Origin of the sequence: Porphyrobacter sp. AAP60 (genome assembly GCF_001296025.1) — a bacterium.
Lineage (GTDB): Bacteria > Pseudomonadota > Alphaproteobacteria > Sphingomonadales > Sphingomonadaceae > Erythrobacter.
Map to the genome: position 1 here is coordinate 167,902 of NZ_LJHV01000023.1, position 18,690 is coordinate 186,591.

Consider the following 18,690-nt stretch of genomic DNA (forward strand, 5'->3'; position numbering starts at 1 on the left):
TCGCTGTGAGGCAGTAAACGAAAAATGCGGCCCCTCGGCAAGTACCGAGAGGCCGCATCTCTAATTCAAATCAGGACATTCGTCAGAAGCGATAAAGCACCTGGCCGAAGAATTCACGGCCGTTGAGATCATAGCCGTTCCCGATCGGGGTGTTGGATATCTGAAGGATGCCGGCACGTGAAGAAACCTGCGGCGGCGCTTCGTCAAAGAGGTTCCGAACGCCGAGGATCAAGCGCAGATCACCATTATCCCAGCGCACCGAAGTGGTGTGCTCGAAATATTCGTCCGCGGTGCCAACCGGCCGGCAGAACACCCCGTCACCCGGAACGACGCCATTGGGCGAGCCGTTGCCAAGACAGGTCGGCGAGAATTGACCTTCCGGTCCGCCACTGAACGCATCGCCAAACCCGATGCGATCGCGCCAGCCCACACCATCCGAGTCCGAATTCCCGATCGCGTCGATATAACGCACCTGATAGGTGAACAGGAAATCTTTCCACCGCGCCCCGAAGGTCGCAAGACCAGTCCACTCAGGGAAACCGAAGCGGTCGGTGAAGTTCGTCGTCACGAAGGTGTCGACGCCTGTCCGCTGGACGTTGGACCGTTCGATCAGGTGGTTGGCCTGCAAGTTAAGCGACAGATCGATGGTCTCGCTGCCAAGATTCAGCGGATAGCCAAAGCTGGAGTTGAGATCGATCCCGCGCACCGATTCCTGGTCACGATTGAGGAAGCCGGCTTGCACACCGCTGATCAGCGAACGATCGCTCGCATCGATCTCGATACGATCGCAGAATTCGCTGCGAGCAGAATCTTCCCGCAGGTAACAGTCATTGATGATGAACTGCCCCGAAGGCTCGATGATCGCGCCCTTGATCTTGATGTCGTAGTAGTTGAAGTTGAAACCGAAGCGGAAGCCGCTGGCCCAATCTTCCTCGAACGCGAAACCTGCTGTGATCGACCGCGAAGTTTCAGCTTCGATGTCGAGCGAACCGCCCTGGGTAATCTCGCCGCTCACCGATGAGATGGTGTTGAGATTCTCGGAGTCGATACCCACGCGGGTCGGATCGCGACCTTCGCGGGTGCAGTTGTCGATGATGAAGGTTTCACGCTGATCGAGCGTCCCATCATAGGCCCCGCTGACAAATGCAGCATCTGGAACGGCGCACGGATCGAACAGGGTCGTGAAACCGGACTGGCCACGCAGGAAGTTCTCGCGCAGGTTTGGCGCACGGAACGATGTGCCATAGCTGAACTTCAGCAGCAGCGGGGCCACGGGACGCCAGCCGCCCTTGAGCGAGAAGGTACCGTTGGTGCCGTAGAACTCTTCGTCGGTAAGACGGCCCGAGACGTTGACAGTCAACTCTTCGACCATCGTTTTGCCTGCCATAAGCGGGACGTCGACTTCGCCGAACAGTTCGCGGATCCACTTGGAGCCGCTAGCGCCGCCATCAGCGAAGAAGCCGAAAAGCAGGCCGTTCGAGGCAAGGAAGCTCGGCTGAGAGTCGATCTTGTCCTCGCGCCATTCACCACCGAACGACACCCCTACGGGGCCCGCAGGCAGTTCAAAGAGGTCGCCGGTGACATAGCCCGACAACATCTTCTGCTCGTAAATCGTGTTGAAGCTGCGGTTATCGAAGAGGTAATCGCGCTCAGCCTGGCTGGCGAAGTCGCCCACGGCACCCGAAAGCACGCTTGGAGCAAAGAGATTGACCGGCACACAGCCGTCAGCAAGGCCCGGTGCGGCAGCACTGGGATTGGCAAGGCCAGCCACGTTGCACTCACCGATGTAGAGCGGATCACCGAAGAAGATATCGATGGCATCGTTGTAGTCGTCCGCAATGCCGTCACCGTCATTGTCGAATACACCGTCGCCGTCAAAATCCGCGGTCGGGTCGATACCGAGCGAGAGCGCCAGACGATCCTCGCGGATACCGAAGCGCGAGGACTTGCCTTGCGACCGCGAGTAGGTGCCAGCGACTTCGAACGTCCACGAAGAGCCGATGAAGGGAAGGTCGCCGCGCACACCGAGAACGCCGCGGTACTGTTCCTGCACGACTTCGAAGTTGTTACGGTCACCACGGATCGAGACGATCGGCAGCGTCGGCACCGGAATGCCAACCGACAATGCGGGCGGCACGCCATTGGTCAGTCCCTGGAGCGCGTTGTCAACCGAACGACAATCAACCCCGTTGGCGTTGGTCACGAAGTTGCAGGGATTGAAGGGGTTTGCTGCCGGAACCGACGGGAAAATCTGCGGCAGACCCGCGCCCGTGTTCTTGATTTCCGCACGAGTGTAGGCTGCCTCGAAGAAGGGTGTGATGTTGCCAGCGCCCGGGAAGGTGTACTCCCCGTAGGCAAAAACGTTGACCAGCTCTTGCCCCGAAACGATGGTGCGGTCGAGTTCTTCCGGGCTCGCATTGGTGTTGACGTTCTGGAAATCCACGTCCCGGATGCCGTCGCCGTTGATGTCGAGCTCTCGTCCGAAGGCGTTGGTGTTTTCCGCGAAATTGAACGGACGACCGGTGCGAGGATCGATCGGGAAGTTGGCAATATTGCCGTTGGCAGGGAAGTATACCGAACCGAAGCGGGCGTAGGGCTGGAAGATACGGCCACCGATCCCGGTGACGGTGCACTCACTTTCCGAAACACCGATGGTATTGTTCGAACGCGAACGAACCACCGCGTTGTCAGAGATGCCAAGACGATAGATGTTACCATCCGCATCTTCTTCAAGATTGGTCGTACAACCGCGCAGGAAGTCGCGATCGCGCAGCTTCCACTCCTCGCGCACCTGATATTCGGCACCGATGCCGAAGACCCCGCGATCGAAGTTCTTACCCCATGCAGCAGAGATGGTGTAGTCTTCACCCTCACCTTGCGGGTTGATGTCACCAACGCCCTGGATTTCAAGCCCGTTGAAATCCTTGCGCAAAATAACGTTGACCACGCCAGCGACCGCGTCAGAACCATAGATCGACGAAGCACCGTCGGTCAGGATTTCGAAGCGGTCAACCAGAGTGCCCGGAATGAGATTGATCGACGGGCTCGTTGGCGCACCCTCCGCACCCGACGGCGACAGGCGCCGTCCGTTGACGAGAAGGAGCGTGCGGCTCGGATCAAGGCCTCGCAGGTTAATCGTTTGCGCACCCGGGCCGTTATCAAGCACAAAGCCATTGAAAGTAGCATCGATCTGCGTACCGGCAGCAGCAGCCGAACGCTGCAGGATCTGCGCCGGGTCGAACGCGCCGACAGCCTGCTGATTTTCGGTGGTAAGCACCTGAAGCGGCGAAATCGAACTGTAAGTGTCGCGCACGATGCGCGAACCAGTCACCGTGATGTTGCCACCATCAGTGCGGCTCGGGGCGGCAGTGGTAACGTCAGCCTGTTCTTCTTCATCCTGTGCCGGCTCGTCAGCATCCTGCGCATAAACAGGGCCAGCGACGACGAACGCAATCGCGGAAGCGGAAAAGGCGAGCGCCTTGATCGAATTACTGTGAAATTTCTTCATGATCACTCCAGTTGCCCAAACCGGAGACATCAAGGCAACCGCACCCGCCCCACAAAATTGCCCCATGTGGAAGGCGAACGCATCAATGGTTACCCAATTCAGTCCCCGCAGTGACTGTTTTGTGCAATAGCGAAAGTTTGATGTCAAAGCGCCCCGCCGTAGCGCCGAACTTTTCCGGGTGGTGTTGCGTTAATCCCACATTCAGGCTCAGACGACGACAAATGACGCAACTTTGTTACTTCTTGCCTTTGCAGATACGAAATCAGAGGGTGGCCTGCACGCAACAAATCGCTGAGCTGTCCGAATTGAACGCAGTAAGGTTACATTCTTGCGTGGCCGCAATGACCGGATCGCGGCGTGCAAATCAGCGAATCGCCATCGTCAATTGACCATCGCCCTCGTCAATCGCAAGCGTACTGCCATCGGGTAGCTTGCCCTCCAGCAGCATCTCGGCGAGCGGATCCTGCAGATACCGCTGCACCGCGCGCTTCAGCGGCCTTGCGCCGTAAACGGGATCATAGCCGACGCGGCCCAGCCAGCGCAGAGCCGCTTCGGTCAGATCGATGGTGATCTTACGATCGGCGAGCAGCTTCTGCACCCGCTTCACCTGAATCTCTACGATCGGGGCCATGTGTTCCTGCGCAAGGCGGTGAAACAGGATGATCTCGTCCAGCCGGTTCAGGAACTCGGGCCGGAAATGCCCGCGCACCACGTCCATTACGTCCTTCTCGACCGTTGCGGGTTCCGCCCCGTCGGGCAGGTTGGCGAGATACTGGCTACCGAGGTTGCTGGTCAGGATGATCAGCGTGTTGCTGAAATCCACAACGCGGCCCTGCCCATCGGTCAGGCGGCCATCATCGAGCACCTGCAACAGCACATTGAATACATCGGAGTGGGCCTTCTCGACCTCGTCGAACAGCACCACCTGGTACGGGCGGCGGCGCACGGCTTCGGTCAGCACCCCACCTTCTTCATAGCCGACATAGCCCGGAGGCGCGCCGATCAGGCGGGCGACAGCGTGCTTTTCCATGAACTCGCTCATGTCAATGCGCACCATCGCGCTATCATCATCGAACAGGAACCCGGCCAGAGCCTTGGTCAGTTCGGTCTTGCCAACGCCCGTGGGGCCGAGGAACAGAAAGCTGCCGAGCGGGCGGCCGGGATCCTGCAGTCCGGCGCGCGCGCGGCGAACCGCCTTCGATACCGCTTCGATTGCCTGCGATTGGCCGATCACCCGCTTGCCGAGGATCGCTTCCATCTGGAGCAGTTTTTCGCGCTCGCCCGCCATCATCTTGTCGATCGGGATACCGGTCCAGCGGCTGACGATGCTGGCAATGTCCTCCTCGGTCACTTCCTCGCGCAGCATCGCATTTTCGGACAATGCCTGGGCATCGGCGAGCTTCTTTTCCAGTTCAGGAATCCGCCCGTAGGAAAGTTCGCCCGCCTTCGCGAGATCGCCGGTGCGCTGGGCCTGTTCGAGCTCCAGCCGGGCGGCGTCGAGTTGTTCCTTGATGCGGCTTTCCGCTTCAATCTTGTCGCGCTCGTTCTGCCAGCGCGTGGTGAGTTCGGCCGATTGCTGTTCGAGGTTAGCCAGTTCCTCGCGCAGGGCGACGAGCCGATCCTTGGAGTTCTGGTCCGTTTCCTTGCCCAGGGCGGATTCCTCGATCTTCAGCTGGATGATCCGCCGGTCGAGCGCCTCGATTTCCTCGGGCTTGCTTTCCACTTCCATGCGGATGCGGGACGCTGCCTCGTCCATCAGGTCGATCGCCTTGTCGGGGAGGAAGCGGTTCTGGATGTAGCGGTCGGACAGCTTCGCCGCGGCGACGATCGCGCCGTCGGTTATGCGCACGCCGTGGTGGAGTTCATACTTGTCCTTGATCCCGCGCAGGATCGAGATGGTGTCCTCAACAGTCGGTTCGGCAATGAACACCGGCTGGAAGCGGCGCTGGAGCGCGGGGTCTTTTTCGACATACTTCTGATATTCGTCGAGCGTGGTCGCGCCGATGCAGTGCAATTCACCGCGGGAAAGCGCCGGTTTCAGCAAGTTAGAGGCATCCATCGAGCCTTCCGATGCGCCCGCCCCGATCAGGGTGTGCATCTCGTCGATGAACAGGATGATCTGGCCATCGGCGTTCTTGACCTCATCGAGCACCGATTTCAGGCGTTCTTCGAACTCGCCGCGATACTTCGCGCCTGCGATGAGCGCGCCCATGTCGAGGCTCATCAGGGTGCGGCCCTTGAGGCTATCGGGCACGTCGCCGTTGGCAATGCGCAGCGCAAGCCCTTCAGCAATAGCGGTTTTTCCGGTACCCGGTTCGCCGATCAGCGCCGGATTGTTCTTTGTACGCCGTGCAAGAATCTGGATCGTGCGGCGGATTTCCTCGTCGCGGCCGATCACCGGATCGAGTTTGCCGTCGCGTGCTGCCTGCGTCAGATCGCGGGCGAATTTCTGCATCGCATCATAGGTGTTTTCGGCGCTGGCGCTGTCCGCCCGCTTGCCGCCGCGTAGCGCTTCTATCGCCGCATTCAGCGATTGAGGGGTGATGCTGGCCGCCTTCAAGGCCTCGCCTGCGGCGGTCTGGGACAGGGCAAGCGCGACCAAAAGGCGCTCTACCGTCACGTAGGAATCGCCCGCCTTGTCAGCAATCTGTTCGGCAGAATCGAGCACCCGCACCGCGTCATTATCCAGCCCCGGGGTCGCCTGCGCGCCGCTGCCGGTGACCGCCGGAATCTTCGCGAGCCCCGCATCGACTGCGGCCACCGCCAGCGCAGGCTGGCCGCCCGCGCGTTGCACCAAGCCGGCGGCCATGCCTTCGCTATCTTCCAACAGCGCTTTCAGCAGGTGCAGCGGGGTGATGCGCTGGTGGTTTAGGCGGATGGCGACGGTTTGCGCGGCCTGCAGGAAGCCCTTTGCCCGGTCGGTGAACTTTTCGAGATTCATGATCGTCTAACCCCTCCAAAGGTTACCGCGCCGAGATAGTGTTGCACATTGGCAACACAAGCCCCTGCGGCACGAAAAAGCAGCGCATAGGTGTATTAGTCAAGTAAGTGGGTTCGTTCGAAGCGCAAGGCAAGAGGGCCTATGCCTGCGCCAGCAACCTTGACCTCCCCCCATGTCCAAGCGATGGAGCACCACGCGATTTGGGAGAGAAATCCGCATGAAATGGTTGAAGGGCGGCCTGATTGCAGTTGTCGCCGTGCTGGTCTTGACCTTTGCAGCGCTGGCCACGTGGGAGCCCTTCTTTGCCAGCGCGGCCAAAGCACCCGCGACGCGAACCTACTCCTCCGAAATTGCCCGCGATAACTTTGGCGTGCCGCGCATTACCGGCAAGACCGATGCCGACACCGCCTTCGGGGTGGCTATCGCCCATGCCGAAGATGATTTCTTCACGCTTCAGGACGTGGTCGCGATGAGCCGCGGGCGTTACGGCGCGATCGCAGGCGAAGAAGGCGCGAAGATCGATTATGCCTACCATCTGATCGACGCACGCGGCACGGCAGAGCGGGAATATCCCAAACTGCCCGCCGATACCCGCGCTCTGTTCGAAGCCTATGCTGCCGGCCTGAACCAGTATGCCGAACAGCATCCGGGCGAAGTGAAGCTCGCCAACCTGTTCCCCCTCAACGGCATGGACGTGGCGGCCGGTTTTGCCCTGCGCCAACCCTTCTTCTTCGGCCTTGACGGCGTTATCGGGCCATTGGTGGCAGGCGAAGACCTGCGCCGCGAACACGGGCCGGACATCCCCGGCTTTCCGCGGCCACCACTGCCAGGTGCCGAACCTGCCGCGGTCGCCGCGCCGGACCAGGCGCGCACGCTCGTGCTTCCCATCGGCGAAGATGCCGAACACCTCGGCTCCAATGCCTTCGCTGTCAGCCCGAAGAAATCGGGCGGGCCGACCACGCTGATTTCGAACTCGCACCAGCCCCTGCGCGGCGGTGTCGCGTGGTATGAACTTGTGGTCGAAAGCGGCGAAGGCTGGCATTTCGCGGGCGCGAACTTCCCCGGATCGCCCTTCCCGTTCCTTGGCCATAATGAACATCTCGGCTGGACAAATACGGTCAACACGCCTGACATGATCGACATCTACCAACTGGAACTCGACGAGGCCGGCACCCGCTACAAGCTGGACGGCGAGTGGCGGGAACTGGAAAGCAAATGGGTGACGTTGCCGGTGAAAGTCGGTCCGGTGGTGCTGCCAATCCGCCGCGAAGTGCTGCGTTCCGTTCACGGGCCGGTTATCCGCAACGAAAAAGGCGCCTTCGCCATCCGCTACGGCGGCATTGGTGAACTGCAACAGCTCGATGCCTATTACCGCATCAACAAGGCGACCACGTTTGCCGAATGGGAGGCACAGATTGCAAGGCTGGCGATCCCTTCGACCAACTTCATCTACGCCGACAAGACCGGCACCATCGCCTATGTCTACAATGCCGCAATCCCGAACAGACCCGAGGGTATCGAGGCCGACTGGCGCAATGTGCTTCCCGGCAATCGCAGTGACCTGATCTGGCAGGGCGCGGTCGATTATGCCGCGTTGCCCAAAATCGTAAACCCGGCGAGCGGGTGGCTGTACAATTCCAACAACGAACCCTTCACGGCTGCTGGCGCGGGGAGCGATCTTTCGCCTGACGCGTTCTCTCCGGTCATGGGTATCGAGCGCAAACAGACCAACCGTTCATGGCGCGCCTACAAGCTGCTGTCCGAAGCCAGCGTTTTAGACCGGGCAACGCTGGAGGCGATCAAGTACGACACCGGCTATGAACGTCAGGGTTATGTTGCGCGGCTGTTCGACGGGATGGCAGAGGTGAAGGCTGACGGAAAACTGGCCGAAGCGCGCGACCTGATGCTGTCATGGGACTTCACCGCCGATGGCAAGGGCAGCGCCGATGCCCTCGCTCTGCTGATGATCCGTGACTTCATGTCCGCCGATTACAACCAGAAACCCTTCCCCGATGTTGCGGAAAAGCTGCAAGCTGCCGCTGACCATCTCACCACCCATTTCGGCCGGCTCGATCCGCCCATGTCCGATCTGCTGCGGCTGCGGCAGGGCGATCTTGATCTGCCGTTGGACGGCGGTTCGGACACTCTGCGCGCTTCGACCACCTGGGATGTTGCCGAAGACGGGCGGCTCAGCCTGAAACATGGTGACAGCTTCATCATGTGGATCGAATGGATGCCGGGCGAGCGGGTATCGTCGCGCTCGATCCAGCCCTTTGGCGCGGCCACCACCCGGCCGCAGAGTCCGCATTACACCGACCAGATGAAGCTGTTCGTCGATCACAAGCTGAAGCCGGTGCATTTCTGGCGCGATGATCTGCTGGCGAATGCCAGCAGCCGGCGCGTGGTGACCAACAGGGTGGACTCTGCGCGCTAACCACTCCAATTTCCGATGACTTTTCTTCCAATGGAGCTTTCGTTCATGACATCTCGTTTTGCAGCCGCCAGCCTTTCGGCGCTCGCCTTTGCGCTTGCCGTGCCTTTTGCTCCCGCGCTGGCCGATAATCACGCCGCCACCGCCGCGCCGCAGGCGACTGCCGATCTGCCCGCACTGGTTGCGCAGGTGCAGATCCCTTACGAAGAGTTTCAGCTCGACAACGGCCTGACCGTGATCGTGCACGAAGACCGCAAGGCGCCCGTTGTCGGCGTTGCCGTGTGGTACAATGTCGGCTCGAAGGACGAGCCCAAGGGCCAGACCGGCTTTGCCCACCTGTTCGAACATCTGATGTTCAACGGATCGGAAAACGCGCCCGATGACTATTTCCAGTACCTCGCCGAAATGGGTGCCACCGATTACAACGGCACCACCAATTTCGACCGCACCAATTATTTCCAGACCGTGCCCCGCCCCGCGCTGGAACGCGCGCTGTGGCTGGAAAGCGACCGCATGGGCTACCTGCTTGGCGCGGTGACGCAGGAGAAGCTCGATAACCAGCGCGGCGTGGTGCAGAACGAAAAGCGTCAGGGCGATAACCAGCCCGGCGGTCTGGTGTTCTACGAACTGCTGGCAACCATGTTCCCCGAAGGCCACCCCTATCACCACTCGGTGATCGGCTCGATGGCCGATCTTGATGCGGCATCGATGGACGATGTGCGCAAGTGGTTCACTGACAAGTACGGCCCCAACAATGCCACGCTGGTGATGGCAGGCGATATCTCGGCCGCCGAAGCGCGCGTGCTGGCGGAAAAGTATTTCGGCCCCATCGCGCGCGGCCCCGTCAACACTCCCGCCGCTGCCGACGTGCCGATGCTGGCACAGGACGTGCGCAAGGTGATGAAGGATCAGGTCGCCGCGACCAATGTCACCCGTTACTGGCCGGGGCCGGGGATCACCGATGCCGATCTGACCGCGCTCAATGTCGGAGCCGCGATCCTTGGCGGTCTGGCCTCGAGCCGCCTCGATGAAGTGCTGGTGCGCGATGAGCAGCTGGCGGTTGGCGTTTCGGCGAGCAGCAGCAACTTCCAGCGGGTCGGCCTGCTTTCGGTCAGCGCGACCGCCAAGCCGGGCGTGGATCTCGCAGTGCTCGAAGCGCGGCTGGACGAACTGGTGGCCAAGTTTATCGCAGAAGGCCCGACCGAGGACGAAGTGCGCCGCGCCGCCACCAGCAGCCTTGCGCGTACCGTGCGCGGGCTGGAACAGGTCGGCGGGTTTGGCGGCAAGGCCGTGACGCTCGCCAATGGCGAAGTGCTGGCGGGCGATGCTTCGTTCTATGCCACCCAGCTCGAACGGCTGGCCAAAGTCACCCCGGCCGATGTCAAGGACGCGATGGCGCGCTGGATGACCCGCCCTGCCTTCACGCTGGTGCTGGAGCCGGGCGAGCGCGATGGCTCATATGAGGAAGCAGCATCGGTCGGCGGTGATGCCAACGCCAGCGAGCGCGATCGCGAGGCCGAAACGCTGACCGTGACGCTGGAACGGCCCAAGCCGGCAATCGACACCACCGCGGAACTCGATTTCCCCGATGTCGAACGCGCCACTCTGAAGAACGGCATGAAGGTTACCTATGCCCGCCGCACTGCGGTTCCGGCGACGTATGTGACGATGAGCTTCAATGCTGGCGGCGCGGCCGATCCGGCGGGCAAGGCCGGGCTTCAGGACATGACCATGAACCTGTTCACTGAAGGCACCGCCAGTCTGACAGGACAGCAGATTGCCGAAGCGAGCGAACGGCTGGGTGTCAGCATCAATTCCGGCGGAAGCGATGACCGGTCGAGCTTCACCATGTCGGCACTGACCGCCAACCTTGCGCCCAGTCTTGATCTGATGCGCCAGATCATGCGCGAACCGGCGTTCAACCCCGCCGATCTGGAGCGCGTGCGCACCCAGACCGTTACCGGCATCCGCCAGTCGATGAAATCGCCGCAGGGCATCGCCCAGCGGACGCTGGCGCCCGAATTGTTCGGTGCGCAGAGCGCCTATGGCGGGGTCAATACGGTCGAAAGCGTCAGCAGCATCACCCGCGAAGATCTGGTTGCCTTCAAGGACAGCTGGATCCGTCCGGACAATGGCGAAGTCTTCGTGATTTCCGATCGTCCGCTGACCGAGATCGTAACCGCTCTCAACGCCAGTTTCGGTGACTGGAAAGCACCCGCTGCCGCCAAGGGCACCAAGCAGGTTACTGCGACACAGGCAGGCGCGGGCAACCGCATCATCCTCGTGAACCGCCCCAACTCGCCGCAAAGTTTCATCATCGGCGCGCAGGTCACGCCGCTGGATGCGGGCGATCCGGGCTTCATCGCCTTCAACAGCGCCAACAATTCGCTGGGCGGCAACTTCCTCGCTCGTCTCAACATGAACCTGCGCGAGACTAAGGGCTGGAGCTATGGCGTGCGCGGCGGCACGCAGGCGCGTGAAAACGCGGTGGTCTATGCCATTTCGGGTGGGGTGCAGGCTGACCGCACCGGGGATTCGCTGGCCGAAATGCTGCGCGAGACCAAGGAATTCCTGACCGAAAAGGGCGTGACCGCAGCAGAACTGGATCGCAGCATTGCCTCTTCGGTCGGCGCGCTGCCCGGCCAGTTCGAAACCTCGCCCGCCGTGCTTGGTGCGATGCAGGGCAATGCCCTGTTCGGCCGGCCCGACAACTATCAGGAAACCCTGGCCAGCATCTACCGCGCGCAGACCACCGAAAGCCTTGATGCTGCAGCGCGCGCGGCGATCGATGCGGATAAATTCGTCTGGGTGGTGGTTGGCGATGCCAGCAAGGTACGCGCCCAGCTCGAACCGCTCGGCCTGCCGATCGAACAGCGCGAAATGGAAGGCGAGTAACCGGATGGCAGCGCGCTTCGGCCCAAATCCGGTTGAAGCGCGCTGACATTGGTGTAAGTAACGCAGCCTGAAATCCCGGTTCGCCAGACGGGCCGGATCAAGCCAAGGAGTGGATTATGTCTGTTGCAGGTACCTACAAGACCATCGTGAAAAGCCCGATGGGCGACCAGACCGGCACCCTCACCGTGGTTCCCGATGGCGATACCTTTTCGGGTTCGCTGGTCGGCAGCCTCGGTTCGATGGATATCAATGACGGCACTGTCAGCGGCAACACCATCTCGTGGAAGATGAACATGGTCGTGCCGATGCCGATGACGCTCGATTGCGAAGCGACCATTGATGGCGACACGCTGACCGGTTCGGTCAATGCTGGTGCTTTCGGCGCAATGCCGCTTTCGGGCACCCGCGAAGCCTGATCGCTTCTGCCAGATCAAGACGTGAAAAGCCGCCGGAGTTCGCGCTCCGGCGGCTTTTTTCATGGCAGGATGATGCAGCAGATTGCCTGCATTCATCATCGCACCTTACTTTAACGGGCAGTCCATGCATCAGGAGTGACAGGGGATGAAGTTTGGTGTCGTACTTGCCGCCGGTATCGCAATGCTTGGCCTTGGCGCCTGCATGACCATTCCCGATATGCACCCGCTGGCGGGCACCGAATGGCAGCTGGTGTCGATCGACACCTCGGGCAGCACCACCACGCTGACGCCTGCGGTACAGCGGCGACACACGGCGGCGTTCCGTGATGGCGGCGATCTTGAGCTTCAGCTCGATTGCAATCGCGGCCGTTCCAGCTGGACGGCCGGTCAGCCGGCCAACGGGGCCGGTAACATCAACATCGGCCCGGTGGCAGGCACCCGGATGTTCTGCCCGCAGCCCAGCTTTGGCGACCAGATGGCGAGCGGCCTTGCCGATGCGCAGCGGTTCACCACTACGCTGGACGGGCGGCAGCTGGTGATCGAGACCCCTGATCTGCGCTTCACCTTCGCCGCCATCGAGTAGCCTCGCCCCGCTACCCTACATTCCCGGCCATGCGACCAAGGTCTAGCTATCAAGCCGGGCCCTGACGCGCGACGATGCAATCCTCGACAAGGGCGCCGCCATGTGGTCGCCAGGGGACGAGCAGAAAAGCGGGAGACGGATAATGGCGACGGCATATGATGACGCCCTGCCCAAGCATCACAAGGTTACGGGGACGGAAAAGCGCGTCATCCTGGCCTCGTCGCTGGGCACGGTGTTCGAATGGTACGATTTCTACCTTTATGGCCTGCTGGCCACGATCATTTCGGCGCAGTTCTTTTCCGGGGTAAACGAGACCACCGGCTTTATATTCGCGCTGGGCGCGTTTGCAGCCGGGTTTGCGGTGCGGCCCTTCGGCGCGCTGGTGTTCGGGCGGCTGGGCGATCTGGTCGGGCGCAAATACACCTTTCTTGTCACCATGGGGCTGATGGGCTTTGCCACCTTTACCGTGGGTGTGCTGCCGAACTATGCCAGCATCGGTGTTGCTGCCCCCGTCATGCTGGTGGTGCTGCGCCTGTTGCAGGGCCTTGCGCTGGGCGGAGAATATGGCGGCGCGGCAACCTACGTTGCCGAACATGCCCCCAACAACAAGCGCGGGCTGTACACCAGTTTCATCCAGACCACTGCCACGCTCGGGCTGTTTGCCGCGCTGCTGGTGGTGATCGGTACCCGCACCATGATCGGGGAAGAAGCCTTCAAGGAATGGGGCTGGCGCGTGCCGTTCCTGATTTCGGTGCTGCTGCTGGGCGTGTCGCTGTGGATCCGGATGCAGTTGCAGGAAAGCCCTGTCTTCCAGAAGATGAAAGAAGAAGGCACCAATTCCAAGGCGCCGATTTCCGAAGCCTTCGGCAACTGGAAAAACGGCAAGTGGGCGTTGATCGCCTTATTGGGCGCAGTCGCGGGGCAAGCCGTGGTGTGGTACACTGGCCAGTTTTACGCGCTGTTTTTCCTCGAGAAGATCCTGATGGTGGACGGCGCGACCACCAATATCCTGATCGCGGTGGCGCTGGCCATCGGCACGCCTTTCTTCATCTTCTTCGGCTGGCTATCGGACAAGATCGGCCGCAAACCGATCATCCTGACCGGCTGCGCGCTGGCGGCGGTGACATTCTTCCCCGCGTTCCACGCCCTGACCGAAGCGGCCAATCCGGCACTCGCCAAGGCGCAGGCCAGCGCTCCGGTTAGCGTGATCGTGAATGATGATGATTGTTCGGTGCAGTTCGACCCGATCGGCAAGAACAAGTTCGACAGCAAAAGCTGCGACATTGCCAAATCCTTCCTTGCCAAAAGCGGCGTCAGCTACAGCAAGGTCGAAGCCGCAGCGGGTACCATCGCACAGATCACAATCGGCGAAGAAACCTTCTCCGCGCCCGATCCGGCCAAGGTGACAGGCGATGACCGCAAGGCAGCGATTACGGCGTTCCAGGACGAGGCAAAGGCGGCGCTGGTCAAGGCTGGCTATCCCGCCAAGGCCGATCCGGATGCCATTAACACGCCCGCCGTGATCGCCATCCTCACCTATCTCGTGCTGCTGGTGACGATGGTTTACGGGCCGATTGCCGCGCTGCTGGTGGAACTGTTCCCCACCCGCATCCGCTATACCGCGATGAGCCTGCCCTATCACATCGGCAATGGCTGGTTCGGCGGGTTCCTGCCTACCACCGCCTTTGCGATGGTGGCAGCGACGGGCAATATCTACTTCGGCCTGTGGTATCCGGTGGCGATCTGCGCGGCCACGGTGGTGATCGGACTGCTGTTCCTGCCCGAAACCTTCCGCCGCAATATCGACCAATAGCTTGCCCGCAAGGGTCGCAAACGGGGGCGGTGCCGCATGGTGCCGCCCCTTTGCTTTGTCGCAGCCTTGGAGTAGTTTGAGCAACGGGAGCGAGGGGACGCAGACATGATGCTGGGTGCGGCGCTGGTTGCCGCCACAATCTATCTGGGCGGGCTGTTCTGGCTGGCATCGTGGCGCGACCGTGCAGCCGGTGGCGGCGCGCTTGAGCGCCATTCGGGCACGATCTACGGCCTCAGCCTTGCTGTCTATTGCACAAGCTGGACGTTCTTCGGCGGGGTAGGCACAGCGGCCACCGCGGGGCTCGATTACCTGCCGATCTATCTTGGCCCGATCCTGCTGTTCACACTGGGCTTCGGCCTGATCCGCAAGATCCTCGCACAGGCGCAGGCGCAGCACTCCACCTCGATCGCGGATTTCCTCTCGGCCCGGTACGGCAAAAGCGCCAGCCTCGCCGCCTTGGTGACGGTAATCGCGAGCCTGGGCACCTTGCCTTATATGGCCTTGCAGCTGGAATCGGTCGGCACTGCAATCCTGACACTCGATCCGACATTGCGCGCGCAGGTCGCGGCGGACGAGCTGGTGTTGGTGGTGGCAGCGCTGATGGGGCTGTTCGCAATCCTGTTCGGATCGCGCCGGGCCGACCGGGCAGGCGACAATGCCGGGCTGGTGCTGACCATCGCGACCGAGGCGGTGGTCAAACTTGCCGCGCTGCTCGCTGTCGGCGGGCTAGCGGTGTGGCTTCTTTTGACAGGCGATGCGCCGGCACCTGCTGCTCCGGCTCTGTTCGCTGCCGATCAGATCGATGCACGTTTCATCACGTTGACGGTGATCGCCGCTGCCGCCGTGCTGTGTCTGCCGCGCCAATTCCACATGAGCTTCATCGAAGCGCCGGGAGAGCGGACGACCCCGGCGATGCAGTGGGTGTTTCCCGCCTATATTGCGCTGACCGCGCTGGTGATCGTGCCGGTGGTGCTGGCGGGTCTTGCAGTGCTGCCTGCCGGCACCGATGCAGATACCATCGTGCTGGCCCTGCCGCTGGCGACCGACAATGTGGCACTGGCGGTGCTCGTGTTCCTTGGCGGCTTTTCCGCTTCCGCCGGGATGATCGTGGTAGCGAGTGTGGCGCTGTCGATCATGATCACCAATGACCTGATCGCCCCGCTGCTGCTGCGCCGCGCGCTGGCGGGCAAGGGTGATCGCAGCCGCATTGCTGCCCGCCTGCTGCTGATCCGGCGGTTGGTGATCGCGGCGCTATTGCTGGCTGCCTATGCCTTCTACCGGGGCTTTGCCGGGATCACGAACCTTGCGGGTCTTGGCACCCTTGCCTTTGCTGCCGCTGCGCAATTTGCGCCGGGGCTGGTGCTGGGGATGGTGAGCCAGCACGGCAACCGCGCCGGGATGCTGGCAGGGCTCTCTGCCGGGTTCGCGCTCTGGCTCGTCCTGTTGATCTGGCCTGCGGCGAGCGGCGCTGTGCCCCTCATCAGCATCCACTCCGATCCGCTGGTATCGGGCGTGGCAATCAGCCTCGGGATCAACACGCTGCTCTACTGGTTCGGATCAGCACTCGCCCGCCCTTCGCTGCTCGATCAGGCGCAGGCGGCGGCGTTTGTCGGCACGCCCATGCCGGGCAGCGTTCCGCGCCACGCGACGGCCAAGCGGATGGGCGATGTGCGCGCTTTGCTGACCCAGTTTGTCGGACGCGAACGGGCGGATTCCGCGCTCGCCCCGCTGGCCTTGCGCAATGGCGATCCGGCCAATGCTGCGGTACTGGAACTGGCCGAGCGGGTGATTTCCGGCGTGATCGGCACCTCGTCGGCGCGGATGCTGGTCGGATCATGGGCGGGCGGGGATCCGATTCCGCTGCCTGAAGTCGTGGCGATGTTCGACGAGACCCACCGCCGCCTCAGCTTCTCCGCCGACCTGCTCCAGACTGCAATCGAGAGCATCGATCAAGGCGTGGCGCTGGTCGATGACGAGATGCGGCTCGTCGCTTGGAACAGCCGCTATCAGCAGATATTCGACCTGCCCGACACTCTCGTGCAGGTCGGCACACCGATTGCCGATTTGATCCGCTTTAATCTTGAACGCGGGAACCTGCCCGAAACCGAGATTGCCGAGCAGATAGGCCGCCGCCTTGGCCATATGCGCGCCGGGCGCGAACACCGGATCGAGCGCGAGCAGCACGATGGCAGGGTGCTACGCATCGTCGGCGCGCCGACACCGGGCGGCGGCTATACGACCTCATACACCGACATCACCGCCGACCGCAGGGCAGAGCAGGCGCTTGAGGAAAAGGTCGCGACACGCACCCTCCAGCTCAGCATCGCCAACGCCGCGCTGGCGCAGGCAACGCAATCCAAGACGCGGTTTCTGGCAGCGGCGAGCCACGATCTGATCCAGCCTTTGAACGCCGCCCGCCTGTTCGCTTCTGCGCTGGGCGAGGAAGTGACGGGCAAGCCGCAGCTTGAAAAGCTGGTGGCCGATCTCGATGGCTCGATTATCTCGGCTGACCGGCTGATCCGGGCGCTGCTCGATATCTCCAAGCTGGATAGCGGCGGGGTCGTGCCCGTGCCTGAACCCGTTGCGCTCGACCAATTGTTCGAGGATGTCGCGCGCGAATTCGCGTTGCAGGCGCAGGCCAAGGGCTTGCGGCTCAAGCGGGTGCGCACGTCTGCATGGGTCATGGCTGACCGGGCGCTGCTGACCAGTGTGGTGCGCAACCTTGTCAGCAATGCCGTGCGCTACACCCAAGCTGGCGGGGTCCTGATCGGACCGCGACGGCGCGGCACTGACGTATTGATCTGCATTCACGACACCGGACGCGGCATCGCCCCTGCCGATATCGAGCGAATCTTCGGCGAGTTCGAACGCGGGGCTTCGACCGACCGCGAGGGGCTCGGCCTCGGTCTCGCCATCGTGCGCCGCGCGGCGCGGCTGCTGGCGGTGGAAATCGAGACCACCTCGCAGATCGGGCGCGGGAGCCGTTTCGCTTTCGCCCTGCCGGTGTTGCGGCGCGAGGCCACCCCCGCTGCCCCGATGCCCGCCCCCCGCCGCCAGAACAGGCAACTGGGCGATGCGAAGGTGCTGGTGGTGGAAAATGATCCCGCAGCCCTCGCCGCGCTGGCAACGCTGCTCGGCAAGTGGGGGTTGCAGGTCTTGGCTGCGGGGAATCTTATAGAGGCGCTCGCCCTCGCCGCGCAAGCACCCGACATGGCGATCATGGATTACCGCCTTGATGCAGACGAGCGCGGCGATGCCGCCTATGCCGCGCTGTGCGAAGAGTGGGGTGTGCGCCCGCCGGTGATCCTGCTGACGGCGGAAAGCTCCGACGAAACAGAGGCCGCCGCGACGCGAATGGGGGCCAACCGCTTGCTCAAGCCCGCTGCCCCTGCTGCCCTGCGCGCCCTGATCGCCACCTGCCTGGCGCAGCGCCGGGAGGGCAAAAATCAGGCCTTGGCCGAATCCGCCACCGGCTGATCGACATCCAGCTTGGCCGCCAGCAGCACCGCCTGCGTGCGGCTGTTGACGCCGAGCTTGCGCAGGATCGCGGTGATATGCGCCTTCACCGTCGCTTCGCTGATGCTGAGTTCATAGGCGATCTGCTTGTTCAGCATTCCCTGCCGGATCGCTGCAAGAATGCGCCGCTGCGCCGGGGTGAGGCTGGCGATGCGGGCGAGATCATCATCCTGCCCCTCGCCCGTTTCGGGGAACCACAGGTCGCCATCGCGCACGGCGGCCAACCCTTCGCGCATGGCATCAAGGCTGGAAGACTTGGGAATGAACCCCGCCGCGCCCAACTGCGCCGCTGCCGCCGCAACGCGGGGTTCCTCGGAAGCCGAAACGATCACGATCGGCAGCGCTGGGTAATCCTGCCGCAGATCCATCAACACGGAAAGCCCGGTGGAATCCGCCATATGCAGATCAAGCAGCAATGCATCTGCCGCAGCTTCAGCCAACGCGGTGCGCGCCCCGGCCGCGCTGCTGGCTTCGATGATCGCCGCTCCTTCCCACACCTTGCCGACCGCATGGGCCAGCGCGCTGCGGAACAGCGGGTGATCATCGGCGATGATGATGCGGGCCGTCATGGCGTCAGCGGTGCCTGT

Annotated in this window: 9 protein-coding genes; 6 read left to right on the plus strand and 3 right to left on the minus strand. The window is 62.3% G+C overall.

All coding sequences use genetic code 11. The features are described from left to right. Positions 1-82: 82 nt before the first annotated feature. Positions 83-3,508 carry a TonB-dependent receptor domain-containing protein gene (locus IP79_RS14005; protein WP_054119908.1) on the minus strand — a complete coding sequence of 1,142 codons (3,426 nt, stop codon included), beginning with the start codon at positions 3,506-3,508 and terminating at the stop codon, positions 83-85. Between the two features lie 364 nt (positions 3,509-3,872). Continuing rightward, positions 3,873-6,449: an ATP-dependent chaperone ClpB gene (clpB, locus tag IP79_RS14010; RefSeq protein ID WP_054119909.1), complete on the minus strand. Its 2,577-nt coding sequence runs from the start codon at positions 6,447-6,449 to the stop codon at positions 3,873-3,875. A gap of 217 nt (positions 6,450-6,666) precedes the next feature. Here clpB and IP79_RS14015 point away from each other — a divergent pair, with 217 nt between their 5' ends. From IP79_RS14015 to IP79_RS14040, 6 genes are all read left to right on the plus strand, one after another. Beyond that, on the plus strand, positions 6,667-8,883 hold the full coding sequence (locus IP79_RS14015; RefSeq protein WP_082337234.1) for an acylase: 2,217 nt from the start codon (positions 6,667-6,669) through the stop codon (positions 8,881-8,883). A gap of 45 nt (positions 8,884-8,928) precedes the next feature. After that, the gene (locus IP79_RS14020; RefSeq protein ID WP_054120017.1) at positions 8,929-11,775 is read left to right on the plus strand and encodes a M16 family metallopeptidase; all 2,847 of its coding nucleotides are present in this window, start codon (positions 8,929-8,931) and stop codon (positions 11,773-11,775) included. Positions 11,776-11,891: 116 nt separating this feature from the next. After that, positions 11,892-12,191, plus strand: a complete 300-nt coding sequence (locus IP79_RS14025; RefSeq protein ID WP_054119910.1) for a hypothetical protein — start codon at positions 11,892-11,894, stop codon at positions 12,189-12,191. 145 nt (positions 12,192-12,336) lie between these two features. Next, a complete protein-coding gene (locus IP79_RS14030) occupies positions 12,337-12,774 on the plus strand; it encodes an META domain-containing protein (RefSeq protein WP_054119911.1) in 438 nt (145 codons plus the stop codon). A gap of 142 nt (positions 12,775-12,916) precedes the next feature. Then, positions 12,917-14,587: an MFS transporter gene (locus IP79_RS14035; RefSeq protein WP_054119912.1), complete on the plus strand. Its 1,671-nt coding sequence runs from the start codon at positions 12,917-12,919 to the stop codon at positions 14,585-14,587. Between the two features lie 105 nt (positions 14,588-14,692). Continuing rightward, positions 14,693-18,064, plus strand: coding sequence for a PAS domain-containing hybrid sensor histidine kinase/response regulator (locus IP79_RS14040; protein WP_054119913.1), 3,372 nt, complete (start codon positions 14,693-14,695; stop codon positions 18,062-18,064). On the opposite strand, the gene IP79_RS14045 is transcribed toward IP79_RS14040, so the two are convergent. Next, on the minus strand, positions 18,034-18,672 hold the full coding sequence (locus IP79_RS14045; protein ID WP_054119914.1) for a response regulator transcription factor: 639 nt from the start codon (positions 18,670-18,672) through the stop codon (positions 18,034-18,036). The two genes, IP79_RS14040 and IP79_RS14045, sit on opposite strands and share 31 nt — an antisense overlap. Between the last annotated feature and the right edge of the window lie 18 nt (positions 18,673-18,690).